The sequence below is a fragment of the Streptomyces sp. M41 genome, from assembly GCF_043673425.1.
Classification (GTDB): domain Bacteria; phylum Actinomycetota; class Actinomycetes; order Streptomycetales; family Streptomycetaceae; genus Streptomyces.
The window spans coordinates 120,608-139,771 of sequence record NZ_JBIMKE010000017.1; the positions used below are offsets into that span (position 1 = coordinate 120,608).

At 71.2% G+C, this 19,164-nt stretch carries 19 protein-coding genes; 9 read left to right on the plus strand and 10 right to left on the minus strand.

Annotated elements, in window-relative coordinates; genetic code table 11:
* Positions 1-63: 63 nt before the first annotated feature.
* Positions 64-810 carry a hypothetical protein gene (locus ACHBTE_RS21580; protein ID WP_394725633.1) on the plus strand — a complete coding sequence of 249 codons (747 nt, stop codon included), beginning with the start codon at positions 64-66 and terminating at the stop codon, positions 808-810.
* A gap of 54 nt (positions 811-864) precedes the next feature.
* Here the strand turns inward: ACHBTE_RS21580 and ACHBTE_RS21585 are convergent, their stop codons facing one another.
* On the minus strand, positions 865-1,377 hold the full coding sequence (locus tag ACHBTE_RS21585; RefSeq protein ID WP_394725634.1) for a hypothetical protein: 513 nt from the start codon (positions 1,375-1,377) through the stop codon (positions 865-867).
* A gap of 33 nt (positions 1,378-1,410) precedes the next feature.
* A complete protein-coding gene (locus ACHBTE_RS21590; RefSeq protein WP_394725635.1) occupies positions 1,411-2,526 on the minus strand; it encodes a magnesium and cobalt transport protein CorA in 1,116 nt (371 codons plus the stop codon).
* A gap of 504 nt (positions 2,527-3,030) precedes the next feature.
* On the opposite strand from ACHBTE_RS21590, the gene ACHBTE_RS21595 reads away from it, so the two are divergent.
* On the plus strand, positions 3,031-3,615 hold the full coding sequence (locus ACHBTE_RS21595; protein ID WP_394725636.1) for a suppressor of fused domain protein: 585 nt from the start codon (positions 3,031-3,033) through the stop codon (positions 3,613-3,615).
* A 30-nt stretch (positions 3,616-3,645) separates the two neighbouring features.
* Here the strand turns inward: ACHBTE_RS21595 and ACHBTE_RS21600 are convergent, their stop codons facing one another.
* Positions 3,646-4,872 carry an MFS transporter gene (locus ACHBTE_RS21600; protein WP_394725637.1) on the minus strand — a complete coding sequence of 409 codons (1,227 nt, stop codon included), beginning with the start codon at positions 4,870-4,872 and terminating at the stop codon, positions 3,646-3,648.
* A gap of 169 nt (positions 4,873-5,041) precedes the next feature.
* On the opposite strand from ACHBTE_RS21600, the gene ACHBTE_RS21605 reads away from it, so the two are divergent.
* The 3 genes from ACHBTE_RS21605 to ACHBTE_RS21615 all read left to right on the plus strand — a co-directional run bounded on the left by ACHBTE_RS21605 (position 5,042) and on the right by ACHBTE_RS21615 (position 7,655).
* Complete coding sequence (locus ACHBTE_RS21605; protein ID WP_394725638.1) at positions 5,042-5,683, plus strand: DUF6758 family protein; 642 nt, start codon at positions 5,042-5,044, stop codon at positions 5,681-5,683.
* A gap of 371 nt (positions 5,684-6,054) precedes the next feature.
* Positions 6,055-6,912: a PHP domain-containing protein gene (locus ACHBTE_RS21610; RefSeq protein ID WP_394725639.1), complete on the plus strand. Its 858-nt coding sequence runs from the start codon at positions 6,055-6,057 to the stop codon at positions 6,910-6,912.
* Between the two features lie 137 nt (positions 6,913-7,049).
* Positions 7,050-7,655, plus strand: coding sequence for a MarC family protein (locus ACHBTE_RS21615; protein ID WP_394725640.1), 606 nt, complete (start codon positions 7,050-7,052; stop codon positions 7,653-7,655).
* Between the two features lie 125 nt (positions 7,656-7,780).
* Here the strand turns inward: ACHBTE_RS21615 and ACHBTE_RS21620 are convergent, their stop codons facing one another.
* Positions 7,781-7,933: a hypothetical protein gene (locus tag ACHBTE_RS21620; RefSeq protein WP_394725641.1), complete on the minus strand. Its 153-nt coding sequence runs from the start codon at positions 7,931-7,933 to the stop codon at positions 7,781-7,783.
* A gap of 206 nt (positions 7,934-8,139) precedes the next feature.
* Here ACHBTE_RS21620 and ACHBTE_RS21625 point away from each other — a divergent pair, with 206 nt between their 5' ends.
* Positions 8,140-9,033: an NYN domain-containing protein gene (locus ACHBTE_RS21625; protein WP_394725642.1), complete on the plus strand. Its 894-nt coding sequence runs from the start codon at positions 8,140-8,142 to the stop codon at positions 9,031-9,033.
* A gap of 44 nt (positions 9,034-9,077) precedes the next feature.
* Here ACHBTE_RS21625 and ACHBTE_RS21630 read toward each other — a convergent pair whose 3' ends face one another.
* Complete coding sequence (locus ACHBTE_RS21630) at positions 9,078-9,989, minus strand: alpha/beta fold hydrolase (RefSeq protein ID WP_394725643.1); 912 nt, start codon at positions 9,987-9,989, stop codon at positions 9,078-9,080.
* Between the two features lie 207 nt (positions 9,990-10,196).
* The gene (locus ACHBTE_RS21635) at positions 10,197-12,752 is read right to left on the minus strand and encodes a DEAD/DEAH box helicase (protein ID WP_394725644.1); all 2,556 of its coding nucleotides are present in this window, start codon (positions 12,750-12,752) and stop codon (positions 10,197-10,199) included.
* Positions 12,753-13,224: 472 nt separating this feature from the next.
* Between ACHBTE_RS21635 and ACHBTE_RS21640 the strand changes: the two genes are divergently transcribed.
* On the plus strand, positions 13,225-13,989 hold the full coding sequence (locus tag ACHBTE_RS21640; protein ID WP_394725645.1) for a ferritin-like fold-containing protein: 765 nt from the start codon (positions 13,225-13,227) through the stop codon (positions 13,987-13,989).
* A 185-nt stretch (positions 13,990-14,174) separates the two neighbouring features.
* On the opposite strand, the gene ACHBTE_RS21645 is transcribed toward ACHBTE_RS21640, so the two are convergent.
* The 4 genes from ACHBTE_RS21645 to ACHBTE_RS21660 form a co-directional block, all read right to left on the minus strand.
* A complete protein-coding gene (locus ACHBTE_RS21645) occupies positions 14,175-14,444 on the minus strand; it encodes a hypothetical protein (protein ID WP_394725646.1) in 270 nt (89 codons plus the stop codon).
* A 219-nt stretch (positions 14,445-14,663) separates the two neighbouring features.
* Complete coding sequence (locus ACHBTE_RS21650; RefSeq protein ID WP_019754243.1) at positions 14,664-14,891, minus strand: DUF3107 domain-containing protein; 228 nt, start codon at positions 14,889-14,891, stop codon at positions 14,664-14,666.
* Positions 14,892-15,088: 197 nt separating this feature from the next.
* On the minus strand, positions 15,089-15,730 hold the full coding sequence (locus tag ACHBTE_RS21655) for a TetR/AcrR family transcriptional regulator (RefSeq protein ID WP_394725647.1): 642 nt from the start codon (positions 15,728-15,730) through the stop codon (positions 15,089-15,091).
* A gap of 197 nt (positions 15,731-15,927) precedes the next feature.
* Entirely contained in the window at positions 15,928-16,152 is a 225-nt protein-coding gene (locus ACHBTE_RS21660; RefSeq protein ID WP_394725648.1) for a hypothetical protein, read from the minus strand.
* 421 nt (positions 16,153-16,573) lie between these two features.
* Between ACHBTE_RS21660 and ACHBTE_RS21665 the strand changes: the two genes are divergently transcribed.
* Both ACHBTE_RS21665 and ACHBTE_RS21670 read left to right on the plus strand, forming a co-directional pair.
* Positions 16,574-17,614 (plus strand): alpha/beta fold hydrolase, encoded by a 1,041-nt coding sequence (locus ACHBTE_RS21665; RefSeq protein ID WP_394725649.1) that lies wholly within the window; start codon positions 16,574-16,576, stop codon positions 17,612-17,614.
* An 8-nt stretch (positions 17,615-17,622) separates the two neighbouring features.
* Positions 17,623-19,149, plus strand: a complete 1,527-nt coding sequence (locus tag ACHBTE_RS21670) for a DUF3152 domain-containing protein (RefSeq protein WP_394725650.1) — start codon at positions 17,623-17,625, stop codon at positions 19,147-19,149.
* Positions 19,150-19,164: the final 15 nt, after the last annotated feature.

The following is a 19,164-nucleotide window of genomic DNA, read 5'->3' on the forward strand; positions in this document are numbered from 1 at the left end:
CCCGAACGGCCGGTACGCTGCGGTACGCCGCTCCCGTCACTCGACAGAAAGGCAGCCCCACCTGTGACTGCGATTCCGCGGGGTCGTACGCGCCGGGCCGCGCTGGCGGGCGCCGTGTGCGCGCTGCTCGTGTCGGGAACGGCGCTGACGGGATGCAGTGAGGACCCCGACGAGGGCACCAACGGGGTCGGCAAGCTGTCGGCCGCCGAGATCCAGCGCAAGTCCCGTGCCGCCGCCGACTCCGCCGACGCGGTGCGGCTCTCGGGGAACGTGGTCACCAGTGGGCGCACCTACACCCTCGACATGCAGCTGAAGTCCGACGGCGGAACGGGGTCGGTCACCGCGCAGGGGTCGACGTTCCAGTTGCTGCGGATCGGTGAGCAGCTCTATCTGAAGGCCGACGCCGGCTTCTGGAGCGACGCGGGCACGGACGGCAAGGCGGACGCGGCGGCCGTGGACAAGCTGGGCGGCAAGTATGTGAAGGTGCCGCAGGGCGATCCGTCGTACAAGAAGTTCAGCGGCTTCACGGAGAAGGACGTACTCCTCGGCGGCCTGTTGACGCTGCACGGCAGCCTGGGCAAGGACGGCCACCACGAGCAGGCGGGCACCCGGGTCATCCGCATCACCGGCGACGCCGGTTCCGGCGGCACCCTCGACGTCTCCCTGGAGGGCACCCCGTACCCCCTCCGCCTGACCCGAGGCGGCGACGCGGGCACGCTGACGTTCTCCTCCTGGGGCCAGGACTTCCCCCTGAAGAAGCCGGCCAAGAACGACACGGTGGACTACGGCAAACAGCTGCCGACGTCGTGACCGGCCAGGTCGTGTCCGCTAAGTGCCGCCTGCTCCGCGACCGCCTGACACGACCTAGCGACGCCGCTTCCGCTTGAGCAGCAGTCGCGGGAGGGCCGCGGGAATCGGCCGGCGGGTGACGGCCGGGGAGGGCAGCGGCGCCTCGGCCAGGGAACCGTCCGGCAGCGGGGCGGTGGCGCCGGTGGGCTCCAGGCGCAGGATCCGGCATTCACGCGCCCAGCGCTCGGGCATGGCCTCGCCGTCGGGCGCGTTCAGCCGCTTGCCCTTGAGCTCGGCGACCGTCGCGTCCCACTGCTCCGACCCCGGCGCCAGCTCCACCACCGTCGCCGACCACGCCACCAGCCGGCCGCCCTTGTCCTTGCTGCGGACCGTGACCTCGGCGCCGGCCCCGTCGGCCAGCCCCGGCAGCGGCTGCTCGCCCGGTCCGTCGCCCACGACACACGCTGCACCCTCGTGCCACACGTGCCACAGCGCCCGGGCCGGGACGCCGGGACCCTTGACCCAGATGAGGCCGGACTTCTTCGTGGCCTCCTCGACGAGGGCCTGGTCGAGCAGCTCGCTTGTCATGGCCCCAAGACTATCCAGCGCCGCCCCGAGGGGTCAGAGCCAGCCGTTCCGCTTCAGCGTGCGGTGGATGCCCAGACAGATGGCGACCGTGATGCTCATGATCACCGGGTAGCCGTACTTCCAGTGCGTCTCCGGCATGTAGTCGAAGTTCATCCCGTACACACCGCACACCATCGTCGGTACGGCGATGATCGCGGCCCAGGAGGTGATCTTCCGCATGTCCTCGTTCTGCGCGACCGACGCCTGGGCGAGGTTGGCCTGGAGGATCGAGTTCAGGAGCTCGTCGAAGCCGATGACCTGCTCGTGCACGCGCGCGACATGGTCGGCGACGTCCCGGAAGTACTTCTGGATGTCGGGGTCGATCAGCCGCATCGGCCGCTCGCTCAGCAGCTGCATGGGACGCAACAGCGGCGACACCGCCCGCTTGAACTCCAGCACCTCGCGCTTGAGTTGGTAGATCCGCCCCGCGTCCGTACCGCGCGGCGCGCCCTTGCGGCCCGGCGAGAAGACCTCGGTCTCCACCTCGTCGATGTCGTCCTGCACGGCGTCGGCGACGGCGATGTACCCGTCGACGACATGGTCGGCGATGGCGTGCAGCACGGCCGAGGGGCCCTTGGCGAGCAGTTCGGGGTCGTCCTGGAGGCGGTGTCGCAGCGCCCGCAGCGAGCCCTGCCCGCCGTGCCGGACGGTGATGAAGAACTCCCGGCCCGTGAAGCACATGACCTCGCCGGTCTCGACGACCTCGCTGTTGGCGGTGAGTTCGTCGTGCTCGACGTAGTGGATGGTCTTGAAGACGGTGAACAGGGAGTCGTCGTAGCGCTCCAGCTTGGGCCGCTGGTGGGCCTGCACCGCGTCCTCGACGGCCAGCGGGTGCAGCCCGAACTCGCCCGCGATACCGGAGAATTCCTCCTCGGTCGGCTCGTGCAGCCCGATCCACACGAAGCCCCCGTCGCGCCGCACCTGGCGCATCGCCTCGTGCGGGGTCAGCGCGTTCTCGGTGGTCACGCGCCGCCCGTCGCGGTAGACGGCACAGTCGACGACGGCCGACGGCGTCGCGGGGTCGCGGGTGGTGTCGTAAGCGCCGTTGTCCTTGCGCAGCGAGACGCGGGACGGGCGGACCACGGCACGCAGGTCGCGAATCATCGACATGAGCAGGCTCCTTCGCAACGGGCAACGAAGCGTCGGTAACCGCAGCACGGTTGGAACTGCCCGGAATGGGGACGTCCTGACCTCAGGATGTTTGGTACGTCCACAAAGCGGGGAGCACCGCACCGTTGCGGTGATGGGCTTCGTTGCTGATTCAGATCGGACCGATCAGGCAAAGCGAAACGAAGTGCTCTTCCGGGTAGGACGCAAGCATGAGAGGACGGCGGTCAGCCGGAGCGGAACAGCCGAATCAGCTACATCAGTGGCGGGAAGAGCGAGTGGTACTGCACGGTCGACTTCGATCCATGACAGCCCCACCTCCTCCGGCCGGTCCCTCGTGAGGGACGTTCCATACCCCGTCAAGGGTTCCCCGTAGGGGAGTATTCAGGCGTCGGGACTCGATTGCGACGCTTCTGCGTGCTGCCCCGAACACCGGCCAAGAGTATCAGCCGACTGAAGTGTCAAGGCGCTGCTTTGCCGGGTACTGACGAGTTCTATGCTCGCCGCATGGCTGATGTTCTTCCTCTGGTCGAGGCCCGGTTGCGCAGCGCGCTGGGCGAACCGGACGCGCGCGCGGCAGTCACCTTCCTCGGTACGGAACGCATCGAGGTGCTCCGTTTCCAGGAGGGCGACATCGTCCGCTACGCCACGCTCGGCATGTCCGCACAGCCCATGAACGACCCCACCGCGATGGTCGCCGACCCGGTCGCGGGCCCCCGCGCCGAGCTGGTCCTCTCCGTCCGCTCCGGGGTCGCCGATACCGACAAGGTGCTTCGCCCGCTCGCCGTGCTCGCCGCGTCCCCGCAGGTGGAGGGTGTGATCGTGGCCCCCGGAGCCTCCCTGGACGTCGGTGAGCCGCTGTGGCCCGGCGCCCCCTTCACCTCGGTGCTGGTCGCCGAGCCGGGCGGCCTGATCGAGGACCTGGAGCTCGACGGGCCCGCCGGGCCGGTCGCCTTCCTGCCGCTGCTGCCCATGACCCCGAACGAGGCCGCCTGGAAGCGTGTGCACGGCGCCCAGGCCCTCCAGGAGCGCTGGCTGGCCGGCGGGACGGATCTGCGGGATCCCGCCCGCAGGTCCGTCCCGCTGGAGTGAGTAACCTCACCAACCGGTGGCCGAAAAGCATCAGTTGGCGAACACGGTGACCGGGTCCCCGGCCGCGTGCTTCGGCCGGAGCTCCGCCGCCTCGTGCGTGAGCGCCCTCCGCCGTACGACGACCACGAGCGCGCCCGCGAGGGCGGTGACCGTCGCCGCGGCGAACGGGACGCGGACACTGCCGGTCCACTCCTCGATCCTCGGCGCGAAGAACGGCGCCGCAGCCGCCGCGAACCACCGGACGAAGTTGTAGCCCGCGCTCGCCACCGGGCGCGGGGCATCCGAGACGCCGAGGGCCAGCTCCGTGTAGACGGTGTTGTTCACGCCGATGAACGCGCCGGACAGGATCGTGCAGACGACGGCGGTGGTGTGGCCGCCGTAGCCGAGGACGAGTACGTCCGCGGCGAGCAGCACCAGGGAGCCGCCGAGCACCTTCAGTGAGCCGAACCGCTTCTGCATGCGCGGCGCCACGATCACCGAGAACACGGCGAGCAGCACACCCCAGGCGAAGAACACCGCACCCGAGCGGTACGGGCTCATGTCGAGCACGAACGGTGTGAAGGCCAGCACGGTGAAGAACGTGTAGTTGTAGAAGAACGCCGAGACCGCCGTGGCCGCCAGGCCCCCGTGGCCGAGCGCCTTCACGGGGTCCAGGAGCGAGGTCCTGCGGGCCGGCTTCGGCTGCTCCTTGAGGAAGGCCGCGATGCACAGGAAGCCGACGGCCATCAGGAAGGCCGTACCGAAGAACGGGTAGCGCCAGCTCGCGTCCCCGAGCAGCGCGCCCAGCAGTGGACCGCATGCCATGCCGAGGCCCAGCGCGGACTCGTACAGCAGGATCGCCGCCGCGCTGCCGCCGGCCGCCGCCCCGACGATGACCGCGAGGGCCGTGGAGACGAACAGGGCGTTGCCGAGTCCCCAGCCCGCCCGGAAGCCGACCAGTTCGCCGACCGAGCCGGAGGTCCCCGAGAGTCCGGCGAAGACGACCACGAGGGCGAGGCCGAGCAGCAGCGTTCGGCGCCCGCCGATACGGCTGGAGACGAACCCGGTGAGCAGCATCGCCACGGCGGTGATGAGGAAGTACGAGGTGAAGAGCAGGGAGACTTGGCCGGCCGTGGCATTCAGGCCGCTGGCGATGGACGGCAGGATCGGGTCGACGAGCCCGATGCCCATGAAGGCCACGACGGACGCGCCGGCGGTCGCCCAGACGGCCTTCGGCTGCCGGAGGATGCCGCCCGCTCCCGCGTCGAGGGGGTCCATTCCGTTCTCCAATCCCGACGGTGCTGGTTGGTTGATTGCGTGGTCGATGCAAAGAATATATTAGCTAATCTAATTAATGTCAGCTACATCTAAATAGGTGCGCGCGGGTTCCGTCCGGACGGGTGATCGTCCTTGACGTGACGCACAAGGGGTAGGACCGTGGGGCCCTATGAGGGGCGAACCCAGTTGCCCGAAGTGTGGTGGCCGGGTCAGGGCTCCCGGACTCTTCGCCGACACCTGGCAGTGTGCTGTGCACGGCACCGTGCATCCGGTGCAGCCCGTGATCCCGCCCAGCGTCGAGGCCCTCGGCGTCGTGGTGCACCGCACACAGGTGCCGGTGTGGATGCCGTGGCCGCTGCCGATCGGCTGGCTGTTCACGGGTGTCGCGAGTGCGGGCGACGACCGCGGCGGCGGCCGTGCCACCGCCGTGGCCTGCTCCGGGCCCGGCCCGCTCGGCGGCATGGGGGAGTTGATCCTGGTCGCCGAGGAACTCGGCGTCGGCCTCGGCGCGCGCTATGCCGGCATGGACGGCCCGGACCCCGGGCTGTACATGAACGTCGAGAAGCCGCCCCAGGTCAAAGTCCTCGCCGCCGGCCGCCCCACGCCGCTGTGGCATGTCTCCGGCACCCCCGACGACCGTGCCGTCTTCGCGGGGGAGGCGCTCGGGATGTGGCTGTGGGCGGTGGTGTGGCCCGAGCAGTCCGGGTTGTTGATGTACGACGAGATGGTGCTGACGGACCTGCGGGACGCCGGCGCCGAGGTGGATCTGGTGCCGTGCGGGGCGCTCTCGCCGCGCTTGCTGGAGCCGTAGGGGCCCTGGGGTCGTAGGGCGCCTGGGGCTGCGGGCCGCAGGCGTGGGCCGCGGGCGTGGGCCGCGGGCATCGGGGGCGTGCGCGGCTGTCGGTGGTCCGGGTCTCGCGGTCGGTCGGCGTGTGCGGCTGTCGGTGGTCCGGGGTCTCGCGGTCGGTCGGCGTGTGCGGCAATGTCGGTGGTCCGGGCCTCGTGGCCGGTCGGCGTGTGCGGCTGTCGCTGTCTGTGTTCGGTGGCCGGTCACGCCGTTCCGCGCGCCCTGCGGGTCGGGTGTAGGGGGCGCTAGTGGGGTGCGGGTGTGACAGGGGTCGTTGAAAATGCGGTTATCCTTGAGCGGCCCTTTCCGTTTCGTCGTCGTCTGGAGTCCGTGTCGTGCGTATCGACCTGCACACCCACTCCACCGCTTCCGACGGCACGGACACGCCGGCCGAGCTGGTGCGGCGTGCCGCCGCGGCCGGGCTGGACGTGGTGGGGCTCACCGATCACGACACCACCCGCGGGTACGCCGAGGCGATCGCCGCGCTGCCGGCGGGGCTCACCCTCGTCACCGGCGCCGAGCTGTCCTGCCGTGTCGATGGCATCAGCATGCACATGCTCGCCTACCTCTTCGACCCCGAGGAGCCCGCGCTGCTCGCGGAGCGTGAGCTGGTGCGCGACGACCGGGTTCCCCGGGCCCGGGGCATGGTCGCCAAGCTCAACGCGCTGGACGTGCCCGTCACCTGGGAGCAGGTGCTGCGCATCGCCGGTGACGGCTCGGTCGGACGCCCGCACGTCGCCTCCGCGCTGGTCGAGCTCGGGGTCGTACCGACCGTGGGAGACGCCTTCACCGAGGACTGGCTCGCCGACGGCGGACGGGCCTACGTCGCGAAGCACGAGACCGATCCGTTCGAGGCGATCCGGCTGATCAAGGCCGCGGGCGGCGTCGCGGTCTTCGCGCACCCGGCCGCGAGCAAGCGGGGCCGGACGGTGCCGGACGCCGCGATCGCGAAGATGGCCGCGGCCGGACTCGACGGCATCGAGGTCGACCACATGGACCACGACCCCGACGCGCGGGCGCGACTGCGCGGGCTCGCGAAGGAGCTCGGGCTGCTGGCGACGGGGTCGAGCGACTACCACGGCAGCCGCAAGACCTGCGTGCTCGGGGAGTACACGACCGATCCCGAGGTGTACGGCGAGATCACGCGACGGGCGACCGGGGCGTTTCCCGTGCCGGGGGCCGGCGGGAACTGAGCCGGTCACCTTCCTGTCCGTCACGGCACCCGGCACCGTCGGCTCTGCCCACGCGTTCCGCCTCGCGGAACGTCTGCCCACAGCGGTAGTGCTGCCTGCCCACCGCGCGTTCACTCACCTCGCAAGGCCATCTCCGTATGTTCGACGTCGCCGTCTTCGGCTCCCTCTTCCTGACCCTCTTCGTCATCATGGATCCCCCTGGGATCACCCCGATCTTCCTCGCCCTCACCGCGGGCCGGCCGGCCAAGGTGCAGCGGCGCATGGCCTTCCAGGCCGTCTGTGTGGCCGGCGCGGTGATCACGGTCTTCGGGCTCCTCGGCCACCAGATCCTCAACTACCTGCATGTCTCCGTCCCCGCGCTGATGATCGCGGGCGGGCTGCTGCTCCTGCTGATCGCGCTCGACCTGCTCACCGGCAAGACGGACGAGCCGAAGCAGACCAAGGACGTCAACGTCGCCCTCGTACCGCTCGGCATGCCGCTGCTGGCCGGGCCGGGTGCGATCGTGTCGGTCATCCTCGCCGTGCAGAAGGCCGGCAGCGTCGCCACGCAGGTTTCCGTGTGGTCGGCGATCCTCGCCATCCATGTCGTGCTGTGGCTCGTGATGCGGTACTCGCTGCTGATCATCCGGGTCATCAAGGACGGCGGCGTGGTCCTGGTGACGCGGCTCGCGGGCATGATGCTGTCGGCGATCGCCGTGCAGCAGATCATCAACGGCGTCACCCAGGTCATCAAGGGAGGCTGAGGCCCGCCCGGCCTCGCCACGCACAAGGGCCCCGTACGGCGTCACTGCCGTACGGGGCCCTGAGTCATCGGCAATCAGCTCAGAACACTACGAGCCGTAGATTCAGAAAATCACGAGGCCGTATGTCACGAGGCCGTGGTTTCGGTCGGGCGGATCCAAAGACGCTGGCCGACAGCGGCGGCCTGCTGAACGATCCGGTTGACGGAGGCGGCGTCCACGACGGTGCTGTCCACGGCCGTGCCGTCGACCTCGTCGAGTCGCATGATCTCGAAGCGCATGGCTTCTCCCTTCGTCTGGTCATCCTCCTGAGGAGAACTACTCGGTTACACACGTATGCAACGGTGAGTGAGGGTCAAACATTCCCTACGCTAAAGAAAATTTTCGATTGGCTAACTACTGACCGGTAAGCGGCTGCTGAGAGACCGATGCGGGACCGACCGGGACCGGTTGTGTTCGCAGCGTGACCGCCGGGACAATGGAGACGATGAACGACGACCTCGCGGCGCTCGGCGCCCGCATCGACCGCACCAACGAGCTGCTGCAACGCATGCTCGCCGAGGTGGCGAAGACGCCCTCCACCCATGCGATCTTCGTCGACGCGGGCTATCTGTACGCCGCTGCGGGCAGGCTGGTCGCCGGAACGGAGGACCGCCGGGCCTTCGATCTGGACGCCGAGGGGCTGATCGAGGCACTCATCGACAAGGCGCGCACGATCTTCGCGGACAGCAGGCTGCTGCGGGTCTACTGGTACGACGGCGCCCGGCGCCGCATCCACACGGCGGAGCAGCAGTCGATCGCCGAGCTGCCCGATGTGAAGGTGCGGCTGGGCAATCTCAACGCCAACAACCAGCAGAAAGGCGTCGACTCCCTCATCAGGACCGACCTGGAATCACTGGCCCGCCATCGCGCCATCAGCGACGCGGCCCTGCTCGGCGGGGACGAGGACCTGGTGTCGGCGGTCGAGGCGGCACAGGGGTACGGGGCGCGGGTGCACCTGTGGGGCATCGAGGCACCGGAGGGCCGCAACCAGGCCGAGCCGCTGCTCTGGGAGGTCGACAGCCAGCGCACCTTCGACCTCGACTTCTTCAAGCCGTACGTCTCCCGGCGTACCGCCGCCGCCTTCGAGACCGCGGGTGCGCGGCCCACCCGCGAGGACGTCCGGTTCGTCGGCGCCCAGATCGCCGCGAAGTGGCTCGTGGCGCGCGGGCGGGAGTCCCTGGTGGAACTGCTGCCCGGGCACCCGTATCTGCCCGGGTCGGTGGACCAGGATCTACTGGTGGAGGCCGAGGGGCTGCTCCAGTACTCGCTGCGCGGGCAGGCGGATCTGCGGCGGGCGCTGCGCGACGGGTTCTGGGAGCACCTCCAGGCGCAGTACTAGGCGAGCGCTGGTGCCGTACCGGGCGGGCACTGGCCAGGCGAGCGCTAGGCGTCCGTGGGCGCGGTGGCGGACGCGTCCGGCCCGTCGACGCTCTCCCAGAAGTCGGCGACGGCCCGGGCGGTGAGCAGGGGCTGGTCGGCGTTGGGGGAGTGCTCGGCGCCGGGGATGATGCTGCGGCGGGCCTTCAGCCGTACGGCCATGTCGTCGAGCAGGGGAACCGGCCAGGTGTCGTCACTCGCGCCGGACAGCACATGGAACGGCAGCGGGAGAGCGGCGAGTTCGTCGACGCGGTCCGGTTCTGTGGTCAACTGCCGTCCCGTGGCGATGAGTTGAGCGGGCTTCGTGCCGAGCCAGCGGCGGCGCAGCAGCTCCGGACCGCCGATGCCGCGCGCCGGTCCGCCGACTTCCTCCGGCGGTCCCATCGCGAGGATCGCCTCCCAGGTCTCGGCCATCGTCATCACCGCCAGCGCGTCCCGCAGCAGCTTCACACGCTGCTGCTGGGAGTCGGAGATCTGCGCCGGGCCGGACGCCATGAGGGTCAGCGAACGAAACGGCGTGTGGTCCAGCAGGACGGCGGCACGGGCGATCTGGCCGCCCAGGGAGTGGCCGAGGAGGTGGAGCGGACTGTCACCGGTCTCCAGCGCCGCCGCCTGGGCCAGCACATCCCTGGCCAACTCGCCCCGCGCGTAAGCCGATTCGTCGTCCTCGGGGCCGTCCGACTCGTGCTGCCCGCGTCCGTCCACGGCGATCGTGCGGTAGCCGCGCGCCGCGAACGGCTCATGCATCAGCGTGAAGTCCTCCTTGCTGCCCGTGAACCCGGGGAGCAGCAGGGCGGCACCTCGGGGTTCGACGCCGGGGGCGACGGGGTGGTCGACCACGGCGAAGGCGCCACGTGAAGTGTGGAGGGGGTAGGCGCGGGCGTTCGGGGGCGGCGTGAAGGCGGGTTCGGTGGTCACGGGGGGAGGGTAGCGGGCGGAGCGGGCGGTGGCGCGGGTCGGGGCGGCCGTCGGGGCGGACATCGGGAAGAACATCGGGACGGCTCGGATCGCCGGCACCGACGTGTGCTGCACCGCCTCGGGTCATCCCGGGGGATCCGGACGGCATCCGGGAGAATGCCGACGGCCCGGCCCCACGCGTGGTGGGACCGGGCCGTCGTACGGGACTCAGCTCTCCGCGGGCTCCGCGGCGGCCGTGGCCTTGCGGGTACGGCGGCGAGGCGCGGGCGCCTCCGTGGCCGTGGGTTCCTGCGTGGCCTGCGCCGGGATGCCCGCGGCCGGGGCGGAGGACGCCGCGGTCTTGCGGGTGCGGCGTGCCTTGGGCTTGGCCTCGGCGGCCTCCGGGTCCGCGACGGTCGCCGCGGTGGCCTTGCGGGTCCGGCGCGGCTTGGCCTCCGTGGCCTCGGCCGTGTCGACGGCTTCCTCGGCGGTGGCCGCGGTCTTGCGGGTGCGGCGTGCCTTGGGCTTGGCCTCGGCGGCCTCCGGCTCCGCGACGGTCGCCGCGGTGGCCTTGCGGGTCCGGCGCGGCTTGGCCTCAGTGGCCTCGGCCGTGTCGACGGCTTCCTCGGCGGTGGCCGCGGCCTTGCGGGTGCGGCGCACCTTCGGCTTGGCCTCCGTGCCCTCGGCCGTGTCGACCGCCGCCTCGGGGGCGACCGCGGTCTTACGGGTCCGGCGCGTCTTCGGCTTGGCCTCCTCGGCCTCCGGCTCCTGGGCCGTCTGCGCCGGCACCGTGGCAGCGTCGGCGGTGGCCGCGGTCTTGCGGGTGCGGCGTGCCTTCGGCTTGGCCTCGGCGGCCTCCGCCGTGTCGACGGCCGTCTCCGGCGCGGTCGGCTCGGCGGCAGTCGCTGCCTTACGCGTACGGCGGCGCGGCTTGGCCTCGGTCGCCTCCGGGGCGTCGGCCGCCGGGGTCTCCCGTACGGCCTCGGTGTTGCCCTCGGCGGTGTCGACGGCCGTCTCCGCGGCGACGGTCGCCTTGCGGGTGCGACGGCGCGGCTTGGCGGCGGGTGCTTCCTGCGGCTGCGAGTCCTGTGCGACCTGCGTGGCCTCCGGAGCCGCGACGGTCTCCGGCGCCGGCGCGGCGATCTCGGGCGTCGTCGCGACCGTCTCGGCCGAAGTCGCCTTCGCCTCGGCCGACTTGCGGGTCCGACGGCGGCGCGGCTTGGCCGTGGTCTCCTCGACGGTGTCCAGGGCCGGGCCCTCCGCCGTCGTCACGGCAGCCTCGGCGGCGTCCGCGGCGGCGGTCGTTGCGGCGGTCGTGGCGACCGGGGCCGACTCGGCCGCCGCCCCGCCGCGGGTACGCCGACGGCGGCGCGGGGTGCGAGCGGTGCCCGACTCCGCCGTGGCGGACTCGGCCGACTCGTCCGGCGTAGGCGTACCGGCGGGCGCCGAGGTGGCGTCCAGCGGGGTCCCGCCGCGCGTACGGCGACGGCGACGCGGCGTACGCGCCGGGCGTTCGCGCTCGCGGTCGGACGAGGACGAACGGGACTCGTCCCGGCCGCCCCGGCCACCGCGACCGCGCGCACCGCGGCCACCGGTCTCGCCGAGGTCCTCCAGCTCCTCCGCCGCCAGCCCGGCGCGGGTGCGCTCCGAGCGGGGCAGGACACCCTTGGTGCCCGCGGGGATCTTCAGTTCCTCGAAGAGGTGCGGGGACGTGGAGTACGTCTCCGGCGGGTCGTTGAAGTTGAGCTCCAGCGCCTTGTTGATCAGCTGCCAGCGCGGGATGTCGTCCCAGTCGACCAGCGTGATCGCCGTACCCGAGGCGCCCGCGCGGCCGGTGCGGCCGATGCGGTGCAGGTACGTCTTCTCGTCCTCCGGCGACTGGTAGTTGATGACGTGGGTCACGCCCTCGACGTCGATGCCGCGCGCGGCGACATCGGTGCAGACGAGGACATCCACCTTGCCGTTGCGGAAGGCACGCAGCGCCTGCTCACGGGCGCCCTGGCCGAGGTCGCCGTGGACCGCGCCCGAGGCGAAGCCGCGCTGCTGCAGCTGGTCGGCGAGGTCGGCCGCCGTGCGCTTGGTGCGGCAGAAGACCATGGCCAGTCCCCGGCCGTCGGCCTGCAGTATGCGCGCGACCATCTCCGGCTTGTCCATGTTGTGCGCGCGGTAGACGTGCTGCGCGATGTTCGCGACGGTCACGCCCTCGTCGTCCGGCGCGGTGGCGCGGATGTGGGTCGGCTGCGACATGTAGCGGCGGGCGAGGCCGATGACCGCGCCCGGCATGGTCGCCGAGAACAGCATGGTCTGGCGCCGGGCCGGCAGCATGTCGATGATCTTCTCGACGTCGGGCAGGAAGCCCAGGTCGAGCATCTCGTCGGCCTCGTCGAGGACGAGCGCCTTGATGTGCTTGAGGTTGAGCTTCTTCTGGCCCGCGAGGTCCAGCAGTCGCCCGGGGGTGCCGACGATCACGTCGACGCCCTTCTTCAGGGCCTCGACCTGCGGCTCGTAGGCCCGGCCGCCGTAGATGGCGAGGACGCGTACGTTACGCACCTTGCCCGCGGTCAGCAGGTCGTTGGTGACCTGCGTGCACAGCTCGCGGGTGGGGACGACGACGAGCGCCTGCGGGGCGTCGGTGAGCGCCTCGGGCTGGGCGCGGCCGGCCTCCACGTCGGCGGGGACGGTGACGCGCTCCAGAAGCGGGAGACCGAAGCCCAGCGTCTTGCCGGTGCCGGTCTTGGCCTGGCCGATGACGTCCGTGCCGGAGAGGGCGACGGGGAGGGTCATCTCCTGGATGGGGAAGGGATTGACGATGCCGACGGCCTCAAGGGCCTCGGCGGTCTCGGGAAGGATTCCGAGCTCTCGGAAAGTCGTAGTCAGGGTGCTGCCTCTTCTGTGTACGCGGTGCGAGGCGAGCGCGGGGGTCTTGACGGACCGTGTCGGGGACGTCGGCTGCCATACGGTCGGGCCGTAGGACACGGGACCACTGCCGACGCTCTAGCGCTCGTACCGCTGAGGGTGTCCCTCCGGTCGTCGTACGCACAGTGCCGTACGGCCGGGGAGGGCTGTCGGGTCGGAGCCGATCGGGCCACCGACCGGGCATCCTCATAACGTGCGGCCCGTCGAGATACGTCTGAGTACTCAGCGGGCGCATTACCACCATACCCCGGAATCGCGCACATGCGATGGCCGAATTGGTCACGTAGTCGGCGTCACACTGATTGACCAGGGCCTTCCGTGACGCGATGAGCGGGCTATTGTGCGCTTCATGACGACGCCTGACAACACCCCTGACGCCTCCGACACCGCCGACTCCACCGTCGAACACACCGGGGTCGCCGCCCAGGACTGGGCGCAGGCCTCGGCCGATCCGCAGTACCGGGCCGCTGTCGTCGATCTGCTCGGCGCGCTGGCCTACGGCGAGCTGGCGGCGTTCGAGCGGCTGGCGGAGGACGCGAAGCTGGCGCCGACGCTGGCGGACAAGGCGGAGCTGGCGAAGATGGCGTCGGCCGAGTTCCACCACTACGAGAAGCTGCGGGACCGGCTCACCGACATCGGGGCCGAGCCCACGCAGGCCATGGAGCCGTTCGTCGCCGCCCTGGACGGGTTCCACAAGCAGACGGCTCCGTCGGACTGGCTCGAGGGGCTGGTGAAGGCGTACGTCGGTGACTCGATCGCCAGTGACTTCTACCGGGAGGTCGCGGCCCGGCTCGACTCGGACACGCGCGGGCTGGTGCTGGCCGTGCTCGACGACACCGGGCATGCCTCGTTCGCCGTGGAGAAGGTGCGCGCGGCGATCGACGCCGATCCGCGCGTGGGCGGACGGCTCGCGCTGTGGGCGCGACGGCTGATGGGCGAGGCGCTGTCGCAGTCGCAGCGCGTGGTCGCCGACCGGGACGCACTGTCGACGATGCTCGTGGGCGGCGTCGCGGACGGGTTCGACCTCGCCGAGGTCGGCAAGATGTTCTCGCGGATCACCGAGGCGCACACCAAGCGGATGGCCGCGCTGGGCCTCGCGGCTTAGTGGTGGGGTGCCTGGTGCCCGGTGCCCGGTGCCCGGTGCCCGGTGCCCGGTGCCTCGTGCCTCGTGCGGTGTCGGGCCTCGTCTTCGAAGCCGGGTGCGGCGTGTGACGCGGGCCGGGGCCGATCGGTGAGCCCCGGCCTCGGCCCCGCAGGCGCGTCACGACTCCGGCGGCCGGTCCTCGGGGTCTACGCGGTCGCCGAGTGACGGCGGAGTCTTCCCGCCGGGCGTACCAGCAGGGAGAGCGAGGCGGCGGAGACGATCGCGGCGCCGACGAGGATCACCAGGAGGTTGGCGAAGTCCAGCGCGGTGTGCGTGAGGAAAGCGCCGAAGAGAGCACCGGCGACGCCTGTCGGCAGGACCAGCGAGCGGGTGGGCAGACGGTGCGGCAGCCGGTGGACGGCAGCCCACGCCAGGGCCAGGCCGAGGATCGCGGAGCTGAGCGCTTCCAAGAGCATGTTGGGGTCCCTCCCACATGGCCGGCCTGCTCAAATCGGTCGTAGCCCGTCATACCCCTGACCTGCGGAATGCAATCCTCCCCTGTGATCGAACCGTGCTCCATTCGTGGAGGAGTCCAGGGGTACGGCGGGACAGCGGAAGCGGTGGGAGCTGAAGCAGCAGGGCCCGGCGACCTGAGTCGCCGGGCCCTGCTGTCACGCCTGTCTGTCGGCGTCTTCCTACAGCGCGCCGAAGCCCACCTTGCGCGGGGCCGGCTCGCCGAGCTCCACGTACGCGAGACGGTCGGCCGGGACCAGGACCTTACGGCCGTGCTCGTCCACGAGGCTCAGCAGCTGCGACTTGCCGGCCAGCGCCTCGGACACGGCCCGCTCGACCTCCTCGGCGCTCTGACCGCTCTCCAGAACGATCTCGCGGGGCGCGTGCTGCACGCCGATCTTGACCTCCACGGCTATGTCCCTCCGACGGTCAGTGAAGTGCGCGACCTTCCGCGCTGTACCCAGCACACATTAGCCCGGTGAGGGGACGTGCACCCTCCGCCCGAGAACGCCAGGAGCGAACAGCGGACGGGAACAAACGCCCCGCACACGCGTGTGCGTACCGGACGTACGTGCCGGTGCGGCGCCCCGCGCGCGTGCGCGTCGCGTCAGTGGTGCTCGGAGCCGTGCAGCGGGAAGCCGGCGATACCACGCCAGGCCAGCGAGGTGAGCAGCTGCACCGCCTGGTCGCGCGGCACGCTGCGGTCGCTGTGCAGCCAGGAACGGGCCACCACCTGGGCGAGGCCGCCGAGGCCGGAGGCCAGCAGCATCGACTCCGCGCGCGAGAGGCCGGTGTCCTCGGCGATGACGTCGCAGATCGCCTCCGCGCAGTCGTTCGTGACCTTGTCGACGCGCTCGCGCACGGCGGGCTCGTTGGTCAGGTCCGACTCGAAGACCAGGCGGAAGGCGCCGCCGTCGTCCTCGACGTACGCGAAGTACGCGTCCATGGTCGCCCTGACCCGCTGCTTGTTGTCGGTCGTCGACGCGAGGGCGTGCCGTACAGCCTGGATCAGGGACTCGCAGTGCTGGTCCAGCAGCGCGAGGTAGAGGTCGAGCTTGCCCGGGAAGTGCTGGTAGAGCACCGGCTTGCTGACTCCGGCGCGCTCGGCGATGTCATCCATCGCGGCAGCGTGGTAGCCCTGCGCGACGAAGACCTCCTGGGCAGCGCCCAGCAGCTGGTTCCGTCGGGCACGGCGCGGCAGGCGCGTGCCCCGCGGGCGTGCCGCCTCTGTCTGCTCGATGGCTGTCACGCCGCCTCCCAATGTCGTCCACATGCGGTGTGCGCCGCGTCGCCATCGTACTTTTCGGTAACCCGGGTGTGCGCGGTACGAGCGCAGAATTTCACGGACCGGACGGTGACGAAAGTCGCGCAGAGGGTTTGAAACCGGTGCGGAACGGGCAAGGGGGCGCCTCTTTCCTGTTCAGCGACGCTCCGAGCGGGCCGGGGTCACCGATAGTCGTCCTCGTCGATGGAGACGACGCGCGCCTGTTCGACCAGATCCGCCTCGTTGGCCCGGTCCGGGTCCACGCCGGTGAGCGGGTCGTCGCGGTCCGGCCGTACATCGGCGTGCTGTTCGGCCGCGTCGGCCGGAGGGGCCTCCACGTCGAACTCCTGGTCTTCCTCGACGTCCTCGTCCGTGAAGGTCTCGGGGTCGGTGGGATCGACGGCCATGGCGGGCTCCCTTCCTAGAACGTCCCCGGAGGGCACGACGTCCCTGGGTGAAGCAGGGGCACTCCTACGGGTGCCCTGCGTACGAGCCTAGGAGACACCGATTTCGGACGCTATGCCATGCGCGGGGGGATCCTCGGGCGATTGCGGCGGGTGTCGGACTGATCGGCGACCGAGGGCGGAACGATCGGCGGACCGATGGACGGAACGATTCGGCGGACCGATCAGGACCGCTTCGGCTGCTTCAGGACTGCTTTCGGACGGCTTCAGGACTGCTTTCGGACGGCTTCAGGACTGCTTTCGGACGGCTTCCGTGAGCGTGACGTCCGAGTCCGCGTTCCCCGGACCGGAATCTGCCATGTACGTGTCGACTTGTGATGGCGAACACATGAACCACGACGTGATCGTCTCGTAACATTGCCGCATGTCTTCGACCGAGCTCCCGTCCGTGCCGGCCGCCAATGTGCTGCCCAAGGTGTCGGCCGTCAGGGTCGCGGAGGGCGAGCGCCTGCGGTCGGTCGGGCTGCCGGGGATCACGCTGACGGTGCGGTCGAGGCCCCCCGCGCGCGAGGGGCTGCCGCCCGCGCTGTACGTCCACGGGCTCGGCGGTTCCTCCCAGAACTGGTCGGCGCTGATGGAGCGGCTCGACGGCGAGGTCGACTGCGAGGCCGTCGACCTGCCGGGCTTCGGCGACTCGCCGCCACCGGACGACGGCGACTACTCGATCACCGCGCACGCACGCGCGGTGATCCGTTATCTGGACTCCTCCGGCCGCGGCCCCGTTCACCTCTTCGGCAACTCGCTCGGCGGCGCGGTCACCACGCGCGTCGCCGCGGTGCGCCCCGACCTCGTCCGTACCCTCACCCTCGTGTCGCCCGCGCTGCCGGAGCTCCGCGTCCAGCGCACCGCCGTGCCCACGGGGCTGCTGGCGGTGCCCGGGGTGACCGCGCTCTTCACCCGGATCACCAGGCGGTGGACGGCGGAGCAGCGGGTCCGGGGCGTGACGCGCCTTTGCTACGGCGACCCCGGGCTCGTGACGCCGGAAGGGTTCCGCAACGCGGTCCAGGAGATGGAACGCCGGCTGCAACTGCCGTACTTCTGGGACGCGATGACCCGTTCCGCACGGGGGCTGGTCAACGCGTACACGCTGGGCGGGCAGCACGCGCTGTGGCGCCAGGCCGAGCGGGTGCTGGCGCCGACGCTGCTCATCTACGGCGGCCGGGACCAGCTCGTGGGCTACCGCATGTGCCGCAAGGCCGCGCGCAGCTTCCGTTCCTCCCGACTGCTGACCCTGCCGGAGGCCGGGCACGTGGCGATGATGGAGTATCCCGATCTGGTCGCCCGCGCGTTCCGAGAGTTCGCCGCCGAGGTGGGGGAACCGCCGGGCGCCGGTCGTTCCGGTGGCGAGAGGGCCGCTGGGGACGCGGACAGGGACAAGGCCGTGACCGAGAACGCGGGGAGCTGAGGCGCGAAGTGGGACGCCACAGTCGCCGCGGGCTCGCCGCCCAGCGCGACGCCGCGGAAGCAACCGCACGACAGGGGGCCCGGGCGGCACAGCCCGAGGCCGGCCCGGCCCAGCGGGGCCCCTCCGTGCCGGGACCGCATGGAGGTCCGGGTCCGGGTCCGGGCGAGGCTCAGGGGAGTTGGACGACGGGTGCGGTGCCGGCGTACGGCGGACGGGGCGCGTCGGACGGCACGCCCGCGCAGGGGGTTCCGAGGTTCCCCGACGGCACGCCCGCGCACGGCTTCCCGGCTTTCTCCGACGGCACACCGGCGCACGGCTTCCCCGGGCTCCCCGACGGCACCCCCGGCCACGGCATCCCGCAGACCCGTGCCGGGCACCCCGAGCAGCGTGAACCCGGTGGCGGGTGGGGCGAGCTGAAGGGGCGGACCGGGGTCGCTTACGGCGCTCCCGGGGTGGCGGGCGCTCCGTCGGCCACCGGAGCCTCCCTGCCCCGCCCCCGGCGGGCGTCCCCGTCCGAGGGGCCCCGGCAGGACTACCTCGCCGCCTTCGGCGAGGACACCGACGTCTTCGCGCCCCTCAGGCCCGAGGCCCCGCACACCTCCGATCCGTACGCCTCCGACCAGTACGCCTCCGTCACCGACTGGGACCCCGGTCCCGGCGTCGGAGTGGCTGGCGACACCGACGCCGACGCCGAGCGACCGCCGACCGGCGAGCCCGTGGTGGGCAAGGGCGGCAAGGGCCGTGCGTTCACCGGCATCGCGGCGGCAGCCGTGGTCACCGCGCTGGCCGTGGTCGTCGCCGGTCAGGTCGCACAGGGCGGGGACGACGCCGACGTTCAGTCGCAGTCCTCCACCGATCAGGCGAGGGACGCGCGCGACCCCGCCTCGCGCGGGGACGGACGGCCGACGCCCTCCGGTCCGCCGAGCGCGACGCCCCTGACGTACGAGCAGAAGATGGGCGAGAAGTACGCGCTCGGTGCCACGGTCGAGGGGTCGGGGAAGTTCGACGCGATTCCGGGGATCGACAAGGCGCCCGGCACGGGACAGAAGTTCACCTATCGCGTGGATGTGGAGCAGGGGCTCGGGCTCGACGGTGAACTCTTCGCCGAGGCCGTGCACAGGACGCTCAACGACGACCGGAGCTGGTCCCACGACGGCGCCCGTACCTTCGAGCGCATCCACTCCGGCAAGCCCCGCTTCGTCATCACCCTGGCCAGCCCCGGCACCACCGCCGAATGGTGCGCCAAGTCAGGACTCGACACCGCCGAGCAGAACGTCTCGTGCGACTCGGCCTCCACCGAGCGCGTGATGATCAACGCGTACCGATGGGCGCAGGGGGCCGAGACCTACGGTGACCGCATGTACGCCTACCGGCAGATGCTGATCAACCACGAGGTCGGCCACCGGCTCGGCTTCGATCACGTCACCTGCGACAAGGACGGCGACCTCGCCCCGGTCATGCAGCAGCAGACCAAGTTCCTCGACCACGACGGGATCCGCTGCCGGGCCAACCCCTGGCCTTATCCGGGGAGTTGACAGGCGGCTCACCTG

What these genes read in the sequence shown, in the direction of transcription:
- ACHBTE_RS21660 (WP_394725648.1), bottom strand. Translation starts at nt 16,152, where the DNA reads ATGGCCGTCGATCCCACCGACCCCGAGACCTTCACGGACGAGGACGTC.
- ACHBTE_RS21615 (WP_394725640.1), top strand. Translation starts at nt 7,050, where the DNA reads ATGTTCGACGTCGCCGTCTTCGGCTCCCTCTTCCTGACCCTCTTCGTC.
- ACHBTE_RS21600 (WP_394725637.1), bottom strand. Translation starts at nt 4,872, where the DNA reads ATGGACCCCCTCGACGCGGGAGCGGGCGGCATCCTCCGGCAGCCGAAG.
- ACHBTE_RS21635 (WP_394725644.1), bottom strand. Translation starts at nt 12,752, where the DNA reads ATGACCCTCCCCGTCGCCCTCTCCGGCACGGACGTCATCGGCCAGGCC.
- ACHBTE_RS21665 (WP_394725649.1), top strand. Translation starts at nt 16,574, where the DNA reads ATGTCTTCGACCGAGCTCCCGTCCGTGCCGGCCGCCAATGTGCTGCCC.
- ACHBTE_RS21620 (WP_394725641.1), bottom strand. Translation starts at nt 7,933, where the DNA reads ATGCGCTTCGAGATCATGCGACTCGACGAGGTCGACGGCACGGCCGTG.
- ACHBTE_RS21585 (WP_394725634.1), bottom strand. Translation starts at nt 1,377, where the DNA reads ATGACAAGCGAGCTGCTCGACCAGGCCCTCGTCGAGGAGGCCACGAAG.
- ACHBTE_RS21625 (WP_394725642.1), top strand. Translation starts at nt 8,140, where the DNA reads ATGAACGACGACCTCGCGGCGCTCGGCGCCCGCATCGACCGCACCAAC.
- ACHBTE_RS21590 (WP_394725635.1), bottom strand. Translation starts at nt 2,526, where the DNA reads ATGTCGATGATTCGCGACCTGCGTGCCGTGGTCCGCCCGTCCCGCGTC.
- ACHBTE_RS21605 (WP_394725638.1), top strand. Translation starts at nt 5,042, where the DNA reads ATGAGGGGCGAACCCAGTTGCCCGAAGTGTGGTGGCCGGGTCAGGGCT.
- ACHBTE_RS21645 (WP_394725646.1), bottom strand. Translation starts at nt 14,444, where the DNA reads ATGCTCTTGGAAGCGCTCAGCTCCGCGATCCTCGGCCTGGCCCTGGCG.
- ACHBTE_RS21595 (WP_394725636.1), top strand. Translation starts at nt 3,031, where the DNA reads ATGGCTGATGTTCTTCCTCTGGTCGAGGCCCGGTTGCGCAGCGCGCTG.